This is a genomic window from Providencia sp. PROV032, from assembly GCF_028484875.1.
Lineage (GTDB): Bacteria > Pseudomonadota > Gammaproteobacteria > Enterobacterales > Enterobacteriaceae > Providencia > Providencia rettgeri_E.
Map to the genome: position 1 here is coordinate 207716 of NZ_JAMPSX010000005.1, position 15762 is coordinate 223477.

The window sequence follows — 15762 nt, forward strand, 5'->3', positions numbered from 1 at the left end:
TACAGTATGCGTCCTTCAATTTTTTTGCATTTGAAAAAAGGGTTAATGTGCACAGCGATGCTGTCCACATTTGCACTGTCAGGGTGCCAAATTGTCTCGGAATATTTTCCGTCAACCCAAAAAACACCTGAGCAAAGCACATCTGATAATGCTAGCCATTACCAAGCAATCATCGATGCTGCACAAGGTAAGCCTTCAATGGAGGCGATACGCGCCTACATTAGCCAGGAACCTTTATTAAAAACAGCCGCTGAGCGCCAAGCGAATATTGATGGGTTATGGCAGATGTTAACACAGTTAACGCCAGAACAAATTCATGGCGTTGGCGCCGATGAAAATATTCTCCAAGGCTGGATCGATCTTTTAGATATTTATCAAAACAACCGTGATGACGCCGATGCCTTACTCGCAGGCTATAACGACTGGAAAATGCGTTACTCCAATAACCCTGCGGTGACGACAACGCCGACTCTTTTGCAGCAAGCCATGATACCTCAAGTGGGTAAAACCCCTAAGATTGCTTTATTTTTACCCATGAGTGGCCAAGGGCAAGTATTTGGCCAAGCGATTATGCAAGGCTTTATGGATGCACAAAAAGGCCTGCCTGAAGGATCAACGCCTCAACCTACCGTAACACCACCCAGTAGTGGAAATGATGTCCTCGACCAAATTTATGAACAAGTCGCGGCAACAACAGGTAATGCCCCTACTGCTAGCGATAGCGATGTAGTAGCATCCGCTTTGCGTATCGATGCAGCCCCTGTGAACACCCAAAGCGTCAAGGTGTTTGATACGACAAACAAGCAAATGCCTGCGCTTATTGAGCAAGCAAAAAATGAAGGCTTTAATCTTATTGTTGGGCCATTACTAAAAAGTGATGTTCAAACCATTACCCAAATGGGCGCCCCTATTAGTGTACTCGCGCTCAATGAACTTGATGCGAACCAATTACAGCCTCGCCCAAATCTTTGCTATTTTTCATTATCACCAGAAGATGAAGCACAAAATGCAGCGGCTTACATGAAAGCTGAAGGCAAGCAAATGCCATTAGTATTAGTTCCCGCGAATGCTTTTGGTGATAGAATAGCCAAAGCCTTTGCCCAAGGGTGGCAAGAAAATGGGGGGGGAACCGTTTTAATGCAAACCTTTGGCTCCGTTCCTTCGTTAAAAGAATCAATTAATCGTGGGGCCGGTATCCGTATGACTGGAACGCCAGTGAATAACGGTACACTGCCGATAGATACACAATCAGTAGATACGCAATCGATAGAGCCACAATATATCGATTCAACCGGTGCGATTGACGGCGTTTATATTGTCGCTACTCGTGATGAGCTCACCTTAATCAAACCAATGATTGAAATGGCAATTAGCTCTCGTTCCCGCCCAGCCCTTTATACAAGTTCCCGTAGCAACCAAGCTGGTTCTGGTGCTGACTACCGATTTGAAATGGATGGCGTTAAATTTAGCGAAATCCCTTTACTCGCGGGTGCAAACAATAACTTACGTAAACAGGCCCAACAAACGCTGAATAATGATTACTCTTTATTTCGTTTATATGCCATGGGTATTGATGCATGGTCTTTAGCCAACAATTATGACAAGCTGCAACAATCTGGGCAATTTCGTATCAATGGTGCATCCGGGACCTTAAGCACAACACCAAACTGTGTGGTGTACCGTGAATTACCTTGGCTACAATTTAAACAAGGTCAAGTGGTTTCGGCGCAATAGGGCCATTCAATATTTCATTTTTTTTCAGACAAGGACGTCATGAAAATTATGCCAAAAGCCATACAATGGTTAACAGGCCGGTACTATGAGAACCGAGTGCTCGCTTTCTTGAAACAACAAGGATTAACATTTGTCGAACGTAATGCAAGGAACCGAGGTGGAGAAATCGACCTCATTATGCGAGATAATACAGGTTGGGTATTTGTTGAAGTTCGTTTTCGCAAAAATTGTGACTATGGCGATGCACTTTTATCAGTAAACTGGCACAAACGTCGAAAACTATTAGCGGCTGCCAAATTTTGGCTCGCACAAAGACAAGAAAGCTTTGAAACCAGCTCATGCCGTTTTGATATCTGTGCCATCACGGGAGACCAATTTGACTGGTTACAAAATGCATTCAACGAAAATGATGTTTATTAACAGATAAGATAGTCAGCTTTATACTCTGATCATGCAGTCAACAACGCTATAGTTCAAATATAATGGCAATGCACAAAATGATTTGAATTATATCGAGGCGACAAAGGAAAAACTCGTGCTAGACCGAATAAAAGTTTGCTTTACTGAAAGCATCCAAACTCAAATAGCAGCCGCTGAAGCGCTGCCTGATGCCATTTCTAGAGCCGCCATGATGATGGTTCAGTCTTTACTCAATGGCAACAAAATTTTATGTTGTGGTAATGGCGCTTCCGCTGCTACGGCACAACGCTTTGCGGCGAGTATGATCCATCGCTTTGAAACCGAGCGCCCTAGCTTACCCGCTTTAGCACTTAATACCGATAATGCCGTGTTAACTGCCATTTCGGGTAGTAAGCAACCTTCTGAAATTTATGCGAAACAAGTTAGAGCACTAGGTCAACATGGCGATGTTTTGATGGCAATTTCAACTCATGGTAATAGCAGTGATATTATTAAAGCTGTTGAAGCTGCAGTCACTAGAGACATGACAATTGTCGCCTTAACAGGCTATGACGGAGGGGAACTCGCGGGTTTACTTGGCCCCCAAGATGTTGAAATTCGCATTCCATCCCAACGAAGTGTTCGAATTCAAGAAGTTCATCTTCTTACTGTAAACTGTCTGTGTGACCTCATAGATAATACTCTTTTCCCACATCAGGACGATTAAGGAGACAAAATGCGATTAATACCAATTTTTGCCATAGTCATCAGTACTGTTCTATTACAAGGCTGTATAGGCGCTGCCGTCGTAGGTTCTGCGGCTGTTGCAACGAAAAGTGCCACGGACCCTCGTACTGTTGGCCAACAGGTTGACGATGGGACCTTAGAAGCTAGGGTTAGTGGACAACTAAACAAAGATAAGGATATTTCAGGTAAAGCCCGTATCATTGCAACCGCTTATAAAGGTAATGTGCTGTTAACTGGCCAAAGCCCTGATATGGCTTGGGCTGAACGAGCAAAACAAATAGCCTCTAATGTTGATGGCACCATCGCAGTTTATAATGAAGTCCGTAGTGGAGAACCCGTTGATTTGGGTACCGCGTCGAAAGACACTTGGTTAACAACCAAAGTTAAATCTAAAATCCTTGCTAGTGATAGCGTTAAGTCAGGTAGTGTAAAAGTCATTACTGAAAATGGTGAGGTTTTCTTACTAGGTGTACTAACAAGACAAGAAGGCGATGCAGCGGCCAAAATTGCAAGTGAAACAGATGGTGTTCGTCGAGTTACGACCGCTTTCACTTATCTTAATTAATCATAAACAATAATATATCGTTATAAAAACAAAAGCCGTGAGTGAAAAACCATGGCTTTTTTCTTATTCATCCATTAACTTATTTATTTTCAGATAATTCTTACCCCCCAGTAAGTGCATTTGATTCAAGATCCAAGCTTGCCTTTTGAGGACGTAAGAGGATGGGCTTTTTACGCTATATCTATGAGGATTAGGAAGAACCGCAGCTAATAGTGCAGCTTCACTCATCGAAAGCTTACTAGCAGGCTTATTAAAGAATTTATTTGCAGCCTCTTCAACCCCAAAAACCCCATCACCAAACTCAACTATATTGAGATAAACAGTCAAAACCCTTTTCTTTGACCACATCAACTCCATAATAGGAGTCATTACTGCCTCTAACCCTTTTCTTAACCAACTTCTTCCATCCCATAACCATAGGTTTTTTACTGTTTGTTGTGAGATCGTTGAAGCCCCTCTGATTGTTTGTTTATTGCTCAAATTATGCTTGTAAGCTCGCTCGATTGCATCAAGGTCAAAACCCCAGTGATGAGGAAAATTTTGATCTTCTGCTGCAATTACAGCTAAATAAATATACGGAGAAATGTGATTTTCATCTACCCATTCCGAATGAGACACATAAGAAAAATTTAAGTTTATCCATGCAGTAATTTGCCGCTCAATCATCACTGCGGAAAAAGGCACTGGTATATATTTAAATAAGACGACTGAACAAATCCACACCACAAGTAATGAAAATGTGATCTTCTTTAACCAGTGCCATAATCTAGAAACAATAGTTCGCATTCAAATAATCACGCCATTTCCAATACTTTCTTAACGAGTTTATTAATACCTGTATTTGCCTCAGAAATTGATTGAGCAAGCATATAAGCAGGTGTTGTAACAACTCGGTTAACTTTATCAATTACAATGTCATCAACAGCACATTTAATATGTTTCCCGCCCATCATTTCTATTTGAGCAATCGTTTCACTATCATTGCCAATAGTTAGTACGACTGATGTATTTAACATTTTAGGGAGCATCACAGGTGCAATGCACATCAGCCCTAACGGCTTTTTTTGTTGGTGCATTTGGCGAACTAAACTTAATAGTTCTTTATTAATTACACACTCACTTCCTTTAACAGCGAAATCACATAAATTTTTTGCAGCACCAAAACCACCAGGAATTATGAGGGCATCTAGCTTTGAAGCATCAGCTGACGACAAAGGCGATATTTTACCACGTGTAATACGTGAAGACTCCTCCATTTGATTGCGTTTTTCTGCTTTAGATTCACCATTCATATGATTAATAACAGTAGGTTGCAGCTCATCAGGTGCGAAAAATTGAACTTCAGCATTATTTTGGCTCAAAGCCAGCATTGTTAACACTGACTCATGGATCTCACTTCCATCAAAAACACCACAGCCACTTAAAATAACCGCAATTGATTTCATATCTTCCTCCATTTGTAGTAAATTATCTCTCAAGCACTAAGGCGCATAAACATCAATCTTCATCACAGATTTTAATGAATCTTGTAACAGATTCGCTAAATTTTGGTATCTTGATGTTGTTCCTTACAGTGATATACCGAATTTAATGATTTGCAAAAAACAAAAAGCACATGCAGATCAATGATTTCCCTGGTGTTGGCGCAGTATTCGCGCACCCCAACTTCGGTTGGGGTTATTTTTTTGTACGTTCATCAACCCAGTTTCTCAAAGTTTCTATATCTGCTTTCCAATCTTGTTTTAGTTCATCCACCCATTCCTGTACATTGTCCCACCATGCTGGTAAATCAGGAGACTGAATTTGTTGTGCTATTTTCTGTAAATTCTTTAAACCAACAGAGCCTGCTGCCCCTTTGATTTTATGGGCTTCCTCAACAATGCCTTTTTGGTCTTTAGCCACCATGTTCGAGTCAAGAATAGCCAAATAGCCTGGAAGCATTTTTTCAAAGACATCTAGCCCATCATAAATAAGCTTAGGGCCAACTAATTCAATATACTGCTCTAGCATGTCGCAATCTAATATTGACTCATCAACACTTGAAGCATCACGGTCATTCGATACTTTTTCAAGTTGAGTCGATTGTTCCCCCCAAAATTGCTCAATAACTTGAGTCAATGCAGGGACGGATAATGGTTTACTCAATACACCATCCATACCTGCATCAAAGTATTCTTTTTTATCTTTGAGAACATTTGCAGTTAATGCAATTAATGGTGGTAAGTCTTGCTTATCATACTGCTGTTTTAGTTGCCTAGAGATATCTAAACCTGTCATATCAGGTAATTGAATATCCAATAAAACTAAATCATATTCACCAGGGGCAAACATTTCGAGAGCATCTTTACCATTCATTGCCACATCAACCGTATTGCCTAAATTTTCTAATACAGAGCAAGCAACAACGACATTCAGTTCAATATCTTCTACGAGTAGAATATGCAATGCTGGCAATGGGTAATCGTCTTCACTATCTTGCTGTTCAATAACATCATTTTCAACAACAGGCGCGGTAATGGATAACGTAAAAGTGGAACCTTGGCCTATTTCACTTTCAACTTGTATATCGCCTCCCATATTTTGTGCTAAACGACGAGATACAGAAAGCCCAATCCCCGTTCCCGTAGCCGGTTTACCACCAGCAGAATCTGTTACTTGATAATACATTGCAAAAATTTTATCTAGCTCGTCTTTCGGTATGCCTATGCCGCTATCCTGAACTTTAAAAAACAATTTATTTTCAGCTTCTTGCCAAATACTAAGCTTCACTTCACCTTTCTGCGTGAACTTAACTGCATTGCCAATTAAATTCCATAAGACTTGCCGTAAACGAGTCCCATCGGTTAAAACCGTTTTGGGTAATGCAGGCGCAACATCCATGACAAATTTTAGCCCTTTTGGCTGCACCAATAACCCACTTAAATTCTCTAAGTCATTCACAAATTCAGATAATGTGATTGGCTGGTTATCTAACTGAACTTTACGGCGTTCAATTTTATCCATCTCAATAATATCATTGAATATATTACCCAAAGTTACGGCACTGACATGGATCGTTTTTAAATAGCTAGATTGTTCCGAAGTTAAATCGGTGTCTAATAAAATTCGGCTCAAACCAACGATGCCGTTAAGGGGTGTACGAAGCTCGTGGCTGATTGTAGAGATAAAGGTGGTTTTCTCCCTACTCGCGTTCTCTAACGCCTCCTGATAGCGTTTACGCTCTGTTATATCGCGACCAAAGCCCATTAGACCATGTCGTTTGCCAACTCGGTCATAAAAAGGCACTTTACGGAGCTCAAAACAGGCTTTACGGCCATCTGGATATACCAGCCACTGTTCATATGTGAGAGAAACATTATGCCGAAAAACTTTTTCATCGGTTTCCATAACCTTGGAGGCAATTTCAACATCATAAATATCTAATGGCGTTAGCCCAACTAAGTGTTTTTCACTTTTCCCAGTCAACAGTTCCATTGCTCGGTTACATCCCGAAAACTCATTATTTTCGTTGCGATAATAGACTAGGTCAGGTGAGGCATCTAAGAATGAACGAAGTAATACAGATTGCTGCTCAAGTTCAATTTGTGTCTGCTCACGGTATTTCATTTCTTGTTTTAATTGCTCAAGAAGCTCTAAGTGAGCGCGCTCAGCCTTTTCTCGTTCTAGGATTTCAAGGTTAAGTTGTTCAATATTTCCCTGAAGTTGAATGTTTAAATCCGCATCACGCTTTCGCATAACTTCAAGTTTATCAACCATTCGCGATAAACGCTGCCGAGATTCTTCAAGTTGCTCAACCACCACCGACAAAAAGTAGACGGCTAATGGAGTGATGATTAACCCAAAGAAAATTGACCCCACCATGTCGAGGCTATCTACATGCCCCCTTAAAAAAATTGTCACTGCCATTTGCATTATCATGGCAAGAACAACCAGTGCAGCTGCGAGTAACAGAGAAAAACGCACTAGACCGAGCTTCATCATTAAATCGACATAGTATTGCGCAAGGCCGCGAAGTACTTTCATAACCACCCCTTAGTTAAATTCTCTTTGAATCATATATCAAACAAGGCAGTTTCGGATGATTATTCACTCGAAATGTCGATCCCGCTCATTCAATAGCCATTTTTTACGATTAATGATAAAAAACAATCAGGTATTTTCTTTCTATTAGATAAAGTAAAAGTTCATTTTGGATAACTTTTAATCACAATTACATAAAAATCAAAATAATAGCACTATTGTTCCTTGAGTAAGGCCGCTAAAATCACAGTAAAATCCCAAGCTATCTCAAGTAAAATCAGACAAAATCCAGTAAGGAATACCATGAATTCAAATATTTTCGGTCACCAACGTCGCGAACCGCTCAAAAAAGCGTTGGAAATCCGCAAAATAGCGTTTACTGAAATCTATGAGCCCGATAATGCCGTTGATGTACAACAGCAAGCGAGCCGTTGTCTATCTTGTGGTAGCCCTTTTTGTGAATGGAAGTGCCCGTTACATAACCCAATATCAAAGTGGCTCAAGCTTGCTGCCGAAGGCAAAATACTTGAAGCGGCAGAATTATCCCACCATACCAATAGCTTACCTGAAATCTGTGGGCGTGTTTGCCCACAAGAAAAACTCTGCGAATTAGCCTGTGTACTTCATGATACAACAGGTTCCGTCACTATCGGTCATATTGAACGATATGTTAATGATACCGCCTTTGAGATGGGATGGCGCCCAACGCCTTCCCCTATTCGTGCAGTGAACAAGCGTGTCGCCATTGTTGGTGCAGGTCCTGCAGGTCTTTCTTGCGCGGATGTACTTATTCGAAATGGTGTAAATGTCGTCGTTTATGATAAACACCCTGAAATAGGGGGATTACTCACCTTTGGTATTCCCTCATTTAAGTTAGAAAAGAAGCTGATGATCCAACGACGAGAAATATTTACAGAAATGGGCATTCAGTTTCAATTGAACACCGAGGTAGGTACAGATATCTCTCTAGATGAGCTTCTTTGCAATTATGACGCTATTTTTATTGGCACTGGTACTTACCAAGCTATTCGAGGTAACTTGCCTAAAAAATCGATTCAGGGCGTTTTTGAATCACTCCCCTATCTAATCGCAAATACGCGTTATTTAATGCAGCTTCCTATTCCTAATGACGAGCCCTATATCAATTTACACTCAAAAAGCGTTATCGTATTAGGAGGTGGAGATACTGCGATGGATTGTGTCCGTAGCGCCATTCGCCAAGGAGCGAAACAAGTTAGTTGTCTCTATCGTAGAGATGAACAAAGCCTACCAGCCTCACGAAAAGAAGTTGCCAATGCATTAGATGAAGGCGCTCAGTTCCATTTTAATTTGCAAGTCACCCAGTTTGCCGTTAATGAGCAACAGCAGCTTACAGGGGTTTACGCCACTCGCACACAGAATGGCAAATTAGAAAATGGTCGACATCAATTAGAACTCGTTGATGATTCAACCTTTTTTATAGAAGCCGATGCCGTAATTGTGGCTTATGGATTTACACCTCACCACCAAGCTTGGCTAGATAACGCATTAGTCAGGCGTGATAAGTATGGCCATATTTTGGCAAACCGTAATAGTTCCATACCTTTTCAAACTTCCCATGAAAAAGTGTTTGCCGGTGGGGATATAATAAGAGGTTCAGATCTTGTTGTGACTGCGATTGCTGATGGACGTAATGCTGCTGAAGGTATTTTGTTATTTCTAGGGGTTTAGTTAGCTATTTATATGAAATAGAAGGTATATAAAAACAGAGGGGGTCCCCCCTGTTTTTAATTTGCGACTAACCCGCCTAATGAGCTATTTTACAACTCTTAAAGAAGGCCTACCCTTTGGTGGTCGTGGTGGTTCATCCTCTGACGGCTCATGTGAATTTTCATCCACAAATTCAGCTTCATGAACTAAAGTAATGTTGTCTTCAGGTTCTTCAACGTTCTCAAAACCTGTAGATAATTCTGCATCATAGGCAGCTTCAGGCTCAAACATCATTCCAGCACCATTTTCACGTGCATATACCGCCATAATTGCGGCCATAGGGACATAAACTTGACGCGGTATCCCACCAAAACGAGCATTAAAACGCACTTCATCATTGGTTATTTCAAAATTACCAACAGCTCTTGGCGCAACATTCAACACAATTTGCCCATCACGGGCAAACTCCATAGGAACGTTAACAGCAGGAACGGTGACATCAACCACCAAATGCGGAGTCATATCGTTATCAAGTAACCACTCGTAGTGGGCACGTAACAAATAAGGGCGACGTGGTGACATTGCTGTCATTTCCATCATTCTTTTAGCCTCTTGTAGACAAACGCATTTCGCGCTCAGATTCAGTCAACGATGCTAAGAATGCGTCACGAGCAAACACACGCTGCATATATAACTGCAAGTATTTGCTGCTAGATGGGTTCAATTCAATACCAAGTACGGGTAAACGCCATAATAGCGGCGCTAAATAGCAATCAACTAAACTGAATTCATCACTCATGAAGAATTCCATTTCAGCAAAAACAGGAGAAACAGCGATCAGTTCTTCAGACAGCTGACGACGGGCATTTGCGGCTTCTTGCGCACTACCATTCTCTATTTTACCCATTAATGAATACCAATCATTTTGAATACGGTGCATCAATTGGCGGCTAGTACCACGTGCAACAGGGTAAACTGGCATTAATGGTGGATGAGGAAAACGCTCATCAAGGTATTCCATGATAATGTGTGGGTCATAGAGAGTCAGATCACGGTCAACTAATGTTGGAACGCTCTGATATGGGTTGAGATCAATCAGATCCTGAGGCAGATGACCGGGTTCGACATGTTCAATTTCAACACTTACCCCTTTTTCAGCCAAAACGATACGTACCTGATGGCTAAAAATGTCAGTAGGGCCAGAGAACAATGTCATTACCGAACGTTTATTAGGAGCGACAGCCATTAAAACCTCCAAAATACAAAATGGACGAAATGTAATTAATTTTTAATTACCCATTACCCATTTTAAAATCCCCTGTGTTTAACTTTCATTTATCCATATTGAAAGTCAACACAACCCTCCCGCACAGTAAAGGCGAGAAATGTGAAATAAAAAAACAGGGACATATTCTAACAGATTTTGTACAACTTAGGGGGGCTACCTAGAGAAAATCATCGATTTATTTCATAAAAAATAAAGAAAAAGAAGAAACCCAGAATTTAACCAACACAAAAACAAAAATAAAAGAACAAAAACCTTAAAGTTGACTCTATAGTTTGAGCTATATTCATAAAAAATATACGAATACTGTTAACTCATAATTACGTTTAATTTTAGATTATTATTTTCTCTTTAAATTATATATTCGTTCTTATATAAAGCATCATGATTCAACGCCGTTATTCTATCATTTAGAATAAAAATGTAAGTAAAACAATAGACAATAAAAAACCCGCCACTAAGACGGGTTTTTTCATCAATTTTATACCCAAAGGGTAATAAATTAACGTTTGGAGAACTGTGGACGACGACGTGCTTTGCGCAGACCCACTTTTTTACGTTCAACAGAACGCGCATCACGGGTAACGAAACCAGCTTTACGCAGATCAGAACGAAGAGTCTCATCATAAGCCATCAGTGCACGAGTAATACCGTGACGGATTGCGCCTGCCTGACCTGAAATACCACCACCTTTAACAGTGATGTACAGATCCAATTTTTCCAACATTTCAACCAATTCTAACGGCTGACGAACGACCATGCGCGCAGTTTCGCGACCAAAGTATTGTTCCAGTGTACGTTGATTGATTGTGATGTTACCGCTACCCGGCTTAATAAAGACACGAGCAGATGAGCTTTTGCGGCGACCAGTGCCGTAGTATTGATTTTCAGCCATTGCTATAATCCCGATTAAATGTCAAGAACTTGCGGTTGTTGAGCCGCGTGGTTGTGCTCATTACCTGCGTAAACTTTCAGTTTACGGTACATTGCACGACCCAGAGGTCCTTTTGGCAACATGCCTTTAACCGCGATTTCAAGCACACGCTCAGGACTGCGAGCAATCATTTCTTCGAAAGTTGCTTGCTTGATTCCACCTACATGGCCAGTGTGGCGATAGTAGATTTTGTCTTCGCGTTTATTGCCGGTAACAGCAATTTTTTCTGCATTCAGAACGATGATGTAATCACCAGTATCCACGTGCGGAGTGTATTCCGCTTTATGCTTACCGCGCAGACGGCTAGCAATTTCAGTTGCAAGACGGCCTAAAGTTTTGCCATCTGCATCAACAACGTACCAGTCGCGTTTTACGGTCTCTGGTTTAGCTGTAAAAGTTTTCATTAAAACTTACCCAATATTGAAGTTACACGTTGGTGAACACTCATGTTCATAAGCTTTCTGAGGTTCACACGACTCTTTGTCCAGTAAACCTACCCCTTCGAGCAGCCTAACTGGCATTTATGCGTTATTTTTTGGGAAATAAAAAACAACGCTGTAACGTGGGGTCGCAAGATTATAGAGAAGTCAGAAACAAAAATCGACCCCAAATGCATTTTTTTTACGTTTGTTCGAATAAACATCGCACTTTGTACTTAAATCATGCAATCCAGGTGACTTTTTGCTAACAACCCTGTTTGATTACTCACTTTAAGTTAGATGCGGTATTTTCAAGTACTCTTCACTTTGCATTTCTTGCAATCGAGACAAGCAACGCTGGTACTCAAAAGCCAAAAGTTGCCCTTGATAAAGCGACTCCATTGGCACTTCCGCGTTAATAACTAATTTAACTTTTCGTTCGTAAAACTCATCAATTAATGCCAAAAAACGACGTGCTGGGTTTTCATCTATTGTTCCCATCACGGGGACATTGTACAACAACACGGTGTGGTAGCAATTTGATAGATAAATATAATCATTTTGGCTACGAGGCTCTTCACACAACACTTTAAACTCGATGGCTAATACCCCTTCCGCTGCATGAATGGCTTGCATCTTACGATGATTAACCTCTAAAACGGGATGTTGCTCTCCTTTCTTACCAGCCAATTTAATGAAAATTTCATCCAAATGCTGGCGATTTTGAGAATTAATCGGAGATAAAAAAAGATGTGCTTGAGTTAAGGTCCTTAAGCGGTAATCAATGCCTGCATCGACATTCATCACATCACAGTATTTTTTAATTTGCTCAATAGCAGGTAAGAAACGCGCTCGCTGCAAACCGTTACGGTAGAGATTATCAGGGGGGATATTTGAAGTTGCGACCAGTGTGATCCCGCGAGCAAAGAGCCCTTCGAGCAAAGTGCCAAGGATCATAGCGTCGGTAATATCCGACACAAAAAACTCATCAAAACACAACACATCCGTTTGTTTTTTAAACTCATCTGCAATAATATCTAGCGGGTTCTCTTGGCCTTGCAACGCCATCAAATCTTCTTGTACTTTTTTCATAAACCGATGAAAATGCAAGCGAAGTTTACGAGTACCTGGCAAACTTTCGTAAAACATATCCATTAGCCAAGTCTTCCCACGACCAACGCCGCCCCACATATATAGTCCTTGTACGGGAATAATCGGCGCTGTTGACGTTTTGCCTAAAAGACGACTAAAGCGTTGCTTTAAACCTGAAGGCTTATCTTGTAAAGTGGAAAAATTGGCATCAACAAGCTGCTGATATATTTTATCCAAGCGTTCCACAGCAAGCTTTTGTACGTCATCTGGCTGATAGTTGCCATCAGCAAGCGCTTGTTGATAACGCATTGTAGGGGTCATCGGCGACATTAACTGAATAATCCTTAAAAATTTTTCGGTTTTTTTACCGTTATTTGATATACACTGCCTTTATTATAACCAGATTCAGTTATCATTTAACTTTCGGTTAACGAGCGCTATATAGAGTAAGGAAATTCGATTTAAGATTCCACTCTTAATAAGTTGTTGGCTAATTAAACCTATCGACTTCAAGGCTTGTAGATTTTTTCATCACTTAACTCGTCAGATGGCAATATGTTAAGACGCTTTACTTGACGCTTACATGCAACTTGAATTATTTAAGGTATAGTAACGGTAACAACACTAATTTCTGCGAACATTGAATCTGTGAACATTGAAGTAATGAAGGAGTCAGCATGACCTGGGAGTATGCATTAATCGGATTGATTGTGGGTTTTATCATCGGTGCATTAGTTGTGCGCTATGGCAACCCAAAGCTTCGCCAACAAAAAACAGCGCAAGCTGAGCTAGACAAAAAAAGTACTGAACTCGAAGAGTACCGTAAAGAACTTGTTAGCCATTTTGCCCGTAGCGCAGAATTATTGGATAAAATGGCACGCGATTACCGCCAGCTTTACCAACACATGGCACAAAGTTCGTCTGAATTAATGCCTGATATGCCAGAGCAAGACAACCCATTTAACTATCGTTTAACCGAATCTGAAGCAGATAACGACCAAGCGCCGGTTAAGATGCCACCAAGAGATTACTCAGATGGTGCTTCGGGTCTTTTCCGCCCTATCGAAGAGAAAGAAAAGTAAATTTTTATCTTTTATCACCAGTAAGCACCTTTTACTGGTGATTCACTATAAAACACACTAAATTTAATCACTTTCTGTGTGTCTTTCATTATTAAATTTTTATTTAATAATTCTGAACAAGATTTCCATCCAAATACAATTTAACAATTCATTTATCTACTGTATAGAAATTAAAGTTTCACTTAAAGCACGTGTAAATAGATGTAAAAGAGTAGATATTCGCTACCCGTCATGGGAACTTTTGCGCATAATCGGTAGTCATAGTCATCAGTAAAATTGAATCTGATACCAACCAATATTATATCAACGCATTGTGTTTCTTCTAAGTTGCATTCACAGTGAGTTAATAATTTATTCTTGAGAGAATCGACTGAATTATGAAAAGAAAAAACTTTTTTCTTACCGCAGTAGCAATGAGTTTAGGGTTATCTTTAGCGGCTATTCCTGCGGTTAGCAGTGCAGCATTGCCCGCCACTTTACCTGCTACAGCCCAAAGCCAGAACATGCCTAGCTTGGCCCCTATGCTTGAAAAAGTATTGCCTGCTGTAGTGAATATTCATGTGTCTGGTACCCGCGTACAGAGCCAACAAATTCCAGAAGAACTTAAATTCTTTTTTGGCCCAAATATACCACAGCAACAACAAAGCGTGCGTCCATTTGAAGGCTTAGGTTCTGGTGTCATTATTGACGCCCAGCAAGGTTATATTTTAACTAACAACCATGTCATTGATGGCGCTGACAAAATTCAAATTCAATTAAATGATGGTCGAGAAATTACAGTTAACTTAATTGGTAAAGACCCACAAACAGATATCGCCTTATTGAAAATAAGCAATGCAAAAGATATCAAAAATTTAACGGCTGTTAGTATTGCAGACTCTGACAAATTACGCGTTGGCGACTTCGCTGTCGCGGTGGGTAACCCATTTGGCCTAGGTCAAACAGCCACATCAGGAATTATCTCAGCATTAGGCCGTAGCGGCTTAAACCTTGAAGGGTTAGAAAACTTTATCCAAACCGATGCTTCCATTAACCGTGGTAACTCTGGTGGTGCACTCGTTAACTTAAATGGTGAATTAATCGGTATTAATACCGCTATTTTGGCACCAGGTGGCGGCAATATCGGTATCGGTTTTGCGATCCCAAGTAATATGGCTAAAAACCTGAGCGAGCAGTTAATTAAGCATGGTGAAGTCAAACGCGGGATCTTAGGTATAAAAGGTACTGAAATGAGCTCCGATATCGCTAAAGCATTTAATATTGATGCACAGCGCGGTGCTTTCGTGAGTGAAGTTTTACCTAAATCATCGGCGGCTAAAGCGGGTATTAAATCCGGTGATGTTTTAGTTTCTGTTGATGGTAAACGCATTAATAGCTTTGCAGAGCTAAGAGCCAAAATCGGTACCAGCCAAATCGGTAAAGAGATCACGATTGGTTTAATTCGCTCAGGCAAACCGATGGAAGTCAAAGTGGTTCTGGAGAACGACGAAGGCTCAACAACAAAAGCAGAAAAACTGAGTGAATCGTTATTAGGTGCAACAATTTCTAATGCAACCGTTAGCAACACTAAAGGTGTACAAGTAGACAGCGTAGCGCCAAAATCGCCAGCCGCAGCCATTGGCCTCGTAAAAGGTGATTTAATCTTTGGTGTCAATGACGCTCGTGTTGAGACTATTGAACAATTCCGTAAGATTATCGACGCTAAACCTCCGGTGTTAGCAATGAAAGTATTACGTGATGGCGAAACTTTATATTTACTGATGAGAAATTAATTCATCAAAAACCCTCTGAAAATC

General features: G+C 40.6%; 15 protein-coding genes. 7 read left to right on the forward strand and 8 right to left on the reverse strand.

Features of this window, described 5'->3' with window-relative positions; all coding sequences use genetic code 11:
• Positions 1-6 precede the first annotated feature (6 nt).
• From PSF42_RS05970 to dolP, 4 genes are all read left to right on the forward strand, one after another.
• Positions 7-1734, forward strand: coding sequence for a penicillin-binding protein activator (locus PSF42_RS05970; protein ID WP_125890407.1), 1728 nt, complete (start codon positions 7-9; stop codon positions 1732-1734).
• A 39-nt stretch (positions 1735-1773) separates the two neighbouring features.
• Positions 1774-2154, forward strand: coding sequence for a YraN family protein (locus PSF42_RS05975; protein WP_125890408.1), 381 nt, complete (start codon positions 1774-1776; stop codon positions 2152-2154).
• Positions 2155-2269: 115 nt separating this feature from the next.
• Complete coding sequence (diaA, locus tag PSF42_RS05980) at positions 2270-2860, forward strand: DnaA initiator-associating protein DiaA (protein WP_004908326.1); 591 nt, start codon at positions 2270-2272, stop codon at positions 2858-2860.
• 9 nt (positions 2861-2869) lie between these two features.
• The gene (gene dolP / locus PSF42_RS05985) at positions 2870-3445 is read left to right on the forward strand and encodes a division/outer membrane stress-associated lipid-binding lipoprotein (protein ID WP_125890409.1); all 576 of its coding nucleotides are present in this window, start codon (positions 2870-2872) and stop codon (positions 3443-3445) included.
• 63 nt (positions 3446-3508) lie between these two features.
• On the opposite strand, the gene mtgA is transcribed toward dolP, so the two are convergent.
• From mtgA to arcB, 3 genes are all read right to left on the reverse strand, one after another.
• Positions 3509-4231: a monofunctional biosynthetic peptidoglycan transglycosylase gene (gene mtgA, locus PSF42_RS05990; RefSeq protein WP_125890410.1), complete on the reverse strand. Its 723-nt coding sequence runs from the start codon at positions 4229-4231 to the stop codon at positions 3509-3511.
• Between the two features lie 8 nt (positions 4232-4239).
• Entirely contained in the window at positions 4240-4890 is a 651-nt protein-coding gene (gene elbB / locus PSF42_RS05995; RefSeq protein ID WP_272679627.1) for an isoprenoid biosynthesis glyoxalase ElbB, read from the reverse strand.
• Between the two features lie 232 nt (positions 4891-5122).
• Positions 5123-7468, reverse strand: a complete 2346-nt coding sequence (arcB, locus tag PSF42_RS06000; RefSeq protein ID WP_272679628.1) for an aerobic respiration two-component sensor histidine kinase ArcB — start codon at positions 7466-7468, stop codon at positions 5123-5125.
• A gap of 300 nt (positions 7469-7768) precedes the next feature.
• On the opposite strand from arcB, the gene PSF42_RS06005 reads away from it, so the two are divergent.
• Entirely contained in the window at positions 7769-9175 is a 1407-nt protein-coding gene (locus PSF42_RS06005) for an FAD-dependent oxidoreductase (protein ID WP_272679629.1), read from the forward strand.
• Between the two features lie 84 nt (positions 9176-9259).
• Here the strand turns inward: PSF42_RS06005 and sspB are convergent, their stop codons facing one another.
• From sspB to zapE, 5 genes are all read right to left on the reverse strand, one after another.
• Positions 9260-9751, reverse strand: coding sequence for a ClpXP protease specificity-enhancing factor (sspB, locus tag PSF42_RS06010; protein WP_185746838.1), 492 nt, complete (start codon positions 9749-9751; stop codon positions 9260-9262).
• A gap of 7 nt (positions 9752-9758) precedes the next feature.
• On the reverse strand, positions 9759-10400 hold the full coding sequence (gene sspA / locus PSF42_RS06015; RefSeq protein ID WP_125890415.1) for a stringent starvation protein SspA: 642 nt from the start codon (positions 10398-10400) through the stop codon (positions 9759-9761).
• Between the two features lie 541 nt (positions 10401-10941).
• On the reverse strand, positions 10942-11334 hold the full coding sequence (gene rpsI, locus PSF42_RS06020; RefSeq protein ID WP_004258235.1) for a 30S ribosomal protein S9: 393 nt from the start codon (positions 11332-11334) through the stop codon (positions 10942-10944).
• A 14-nt stretch (positions 11335-11348) separates the two neighbouring features.
• Complete coding sequence (rplM, locus tag PSF42_RS06025; RefSeq protein WP_004258237.1) at positions 11349-11777, reverse strand: 50S ribosomal protein L13; 429 nt, start codon at positions 11775-11777, stop codon at positions 11349-11351.
• Positions 11778-12083: 306 nt separating this feature from the next.
• Positions 12084-13214 (reverse strand): cell division protein ZapE, encoded by a 1131-nt coding sequence (zapE, locus tag PSF42_RS06030; protein WP_125890416.1) that lies wholly within the window; start codon positions 13212-13214, stop codon positions 12084-12086.
• Positions 13215-13561: 347 nt separating this feature from the next.
• On the opposite strand from zapE, the gene zapG reads away from it, so the two are divergent.
• Together zapG and PSF42_RS06040 are read left to right on the forward strand one after the other, a co-directional pair.
• On the forward strand, positions 13562-13966 hold the full coding sequence (zapG, locus tag PSF42_RS06035) for a Z-ring associated protein ZapG (protein ID WP_125890417.1): 405 nt from the start codon (positions 13562-13564) through the stop codon (positions 13964-13966).
• 377 nt (positions 13967-14343) lie between these two features.
• Positions 14344-15738, forward strand: coding sequence for a Do family serine endopeptidase (locus PSF42_RS06040; protein ID WP_125890418.1), 1395 nt, complete (start codon positions 14344-14346; stop codon positions 15736-15738).
• Positions 15739-15762: the final 24 nt, after the last annotated feature.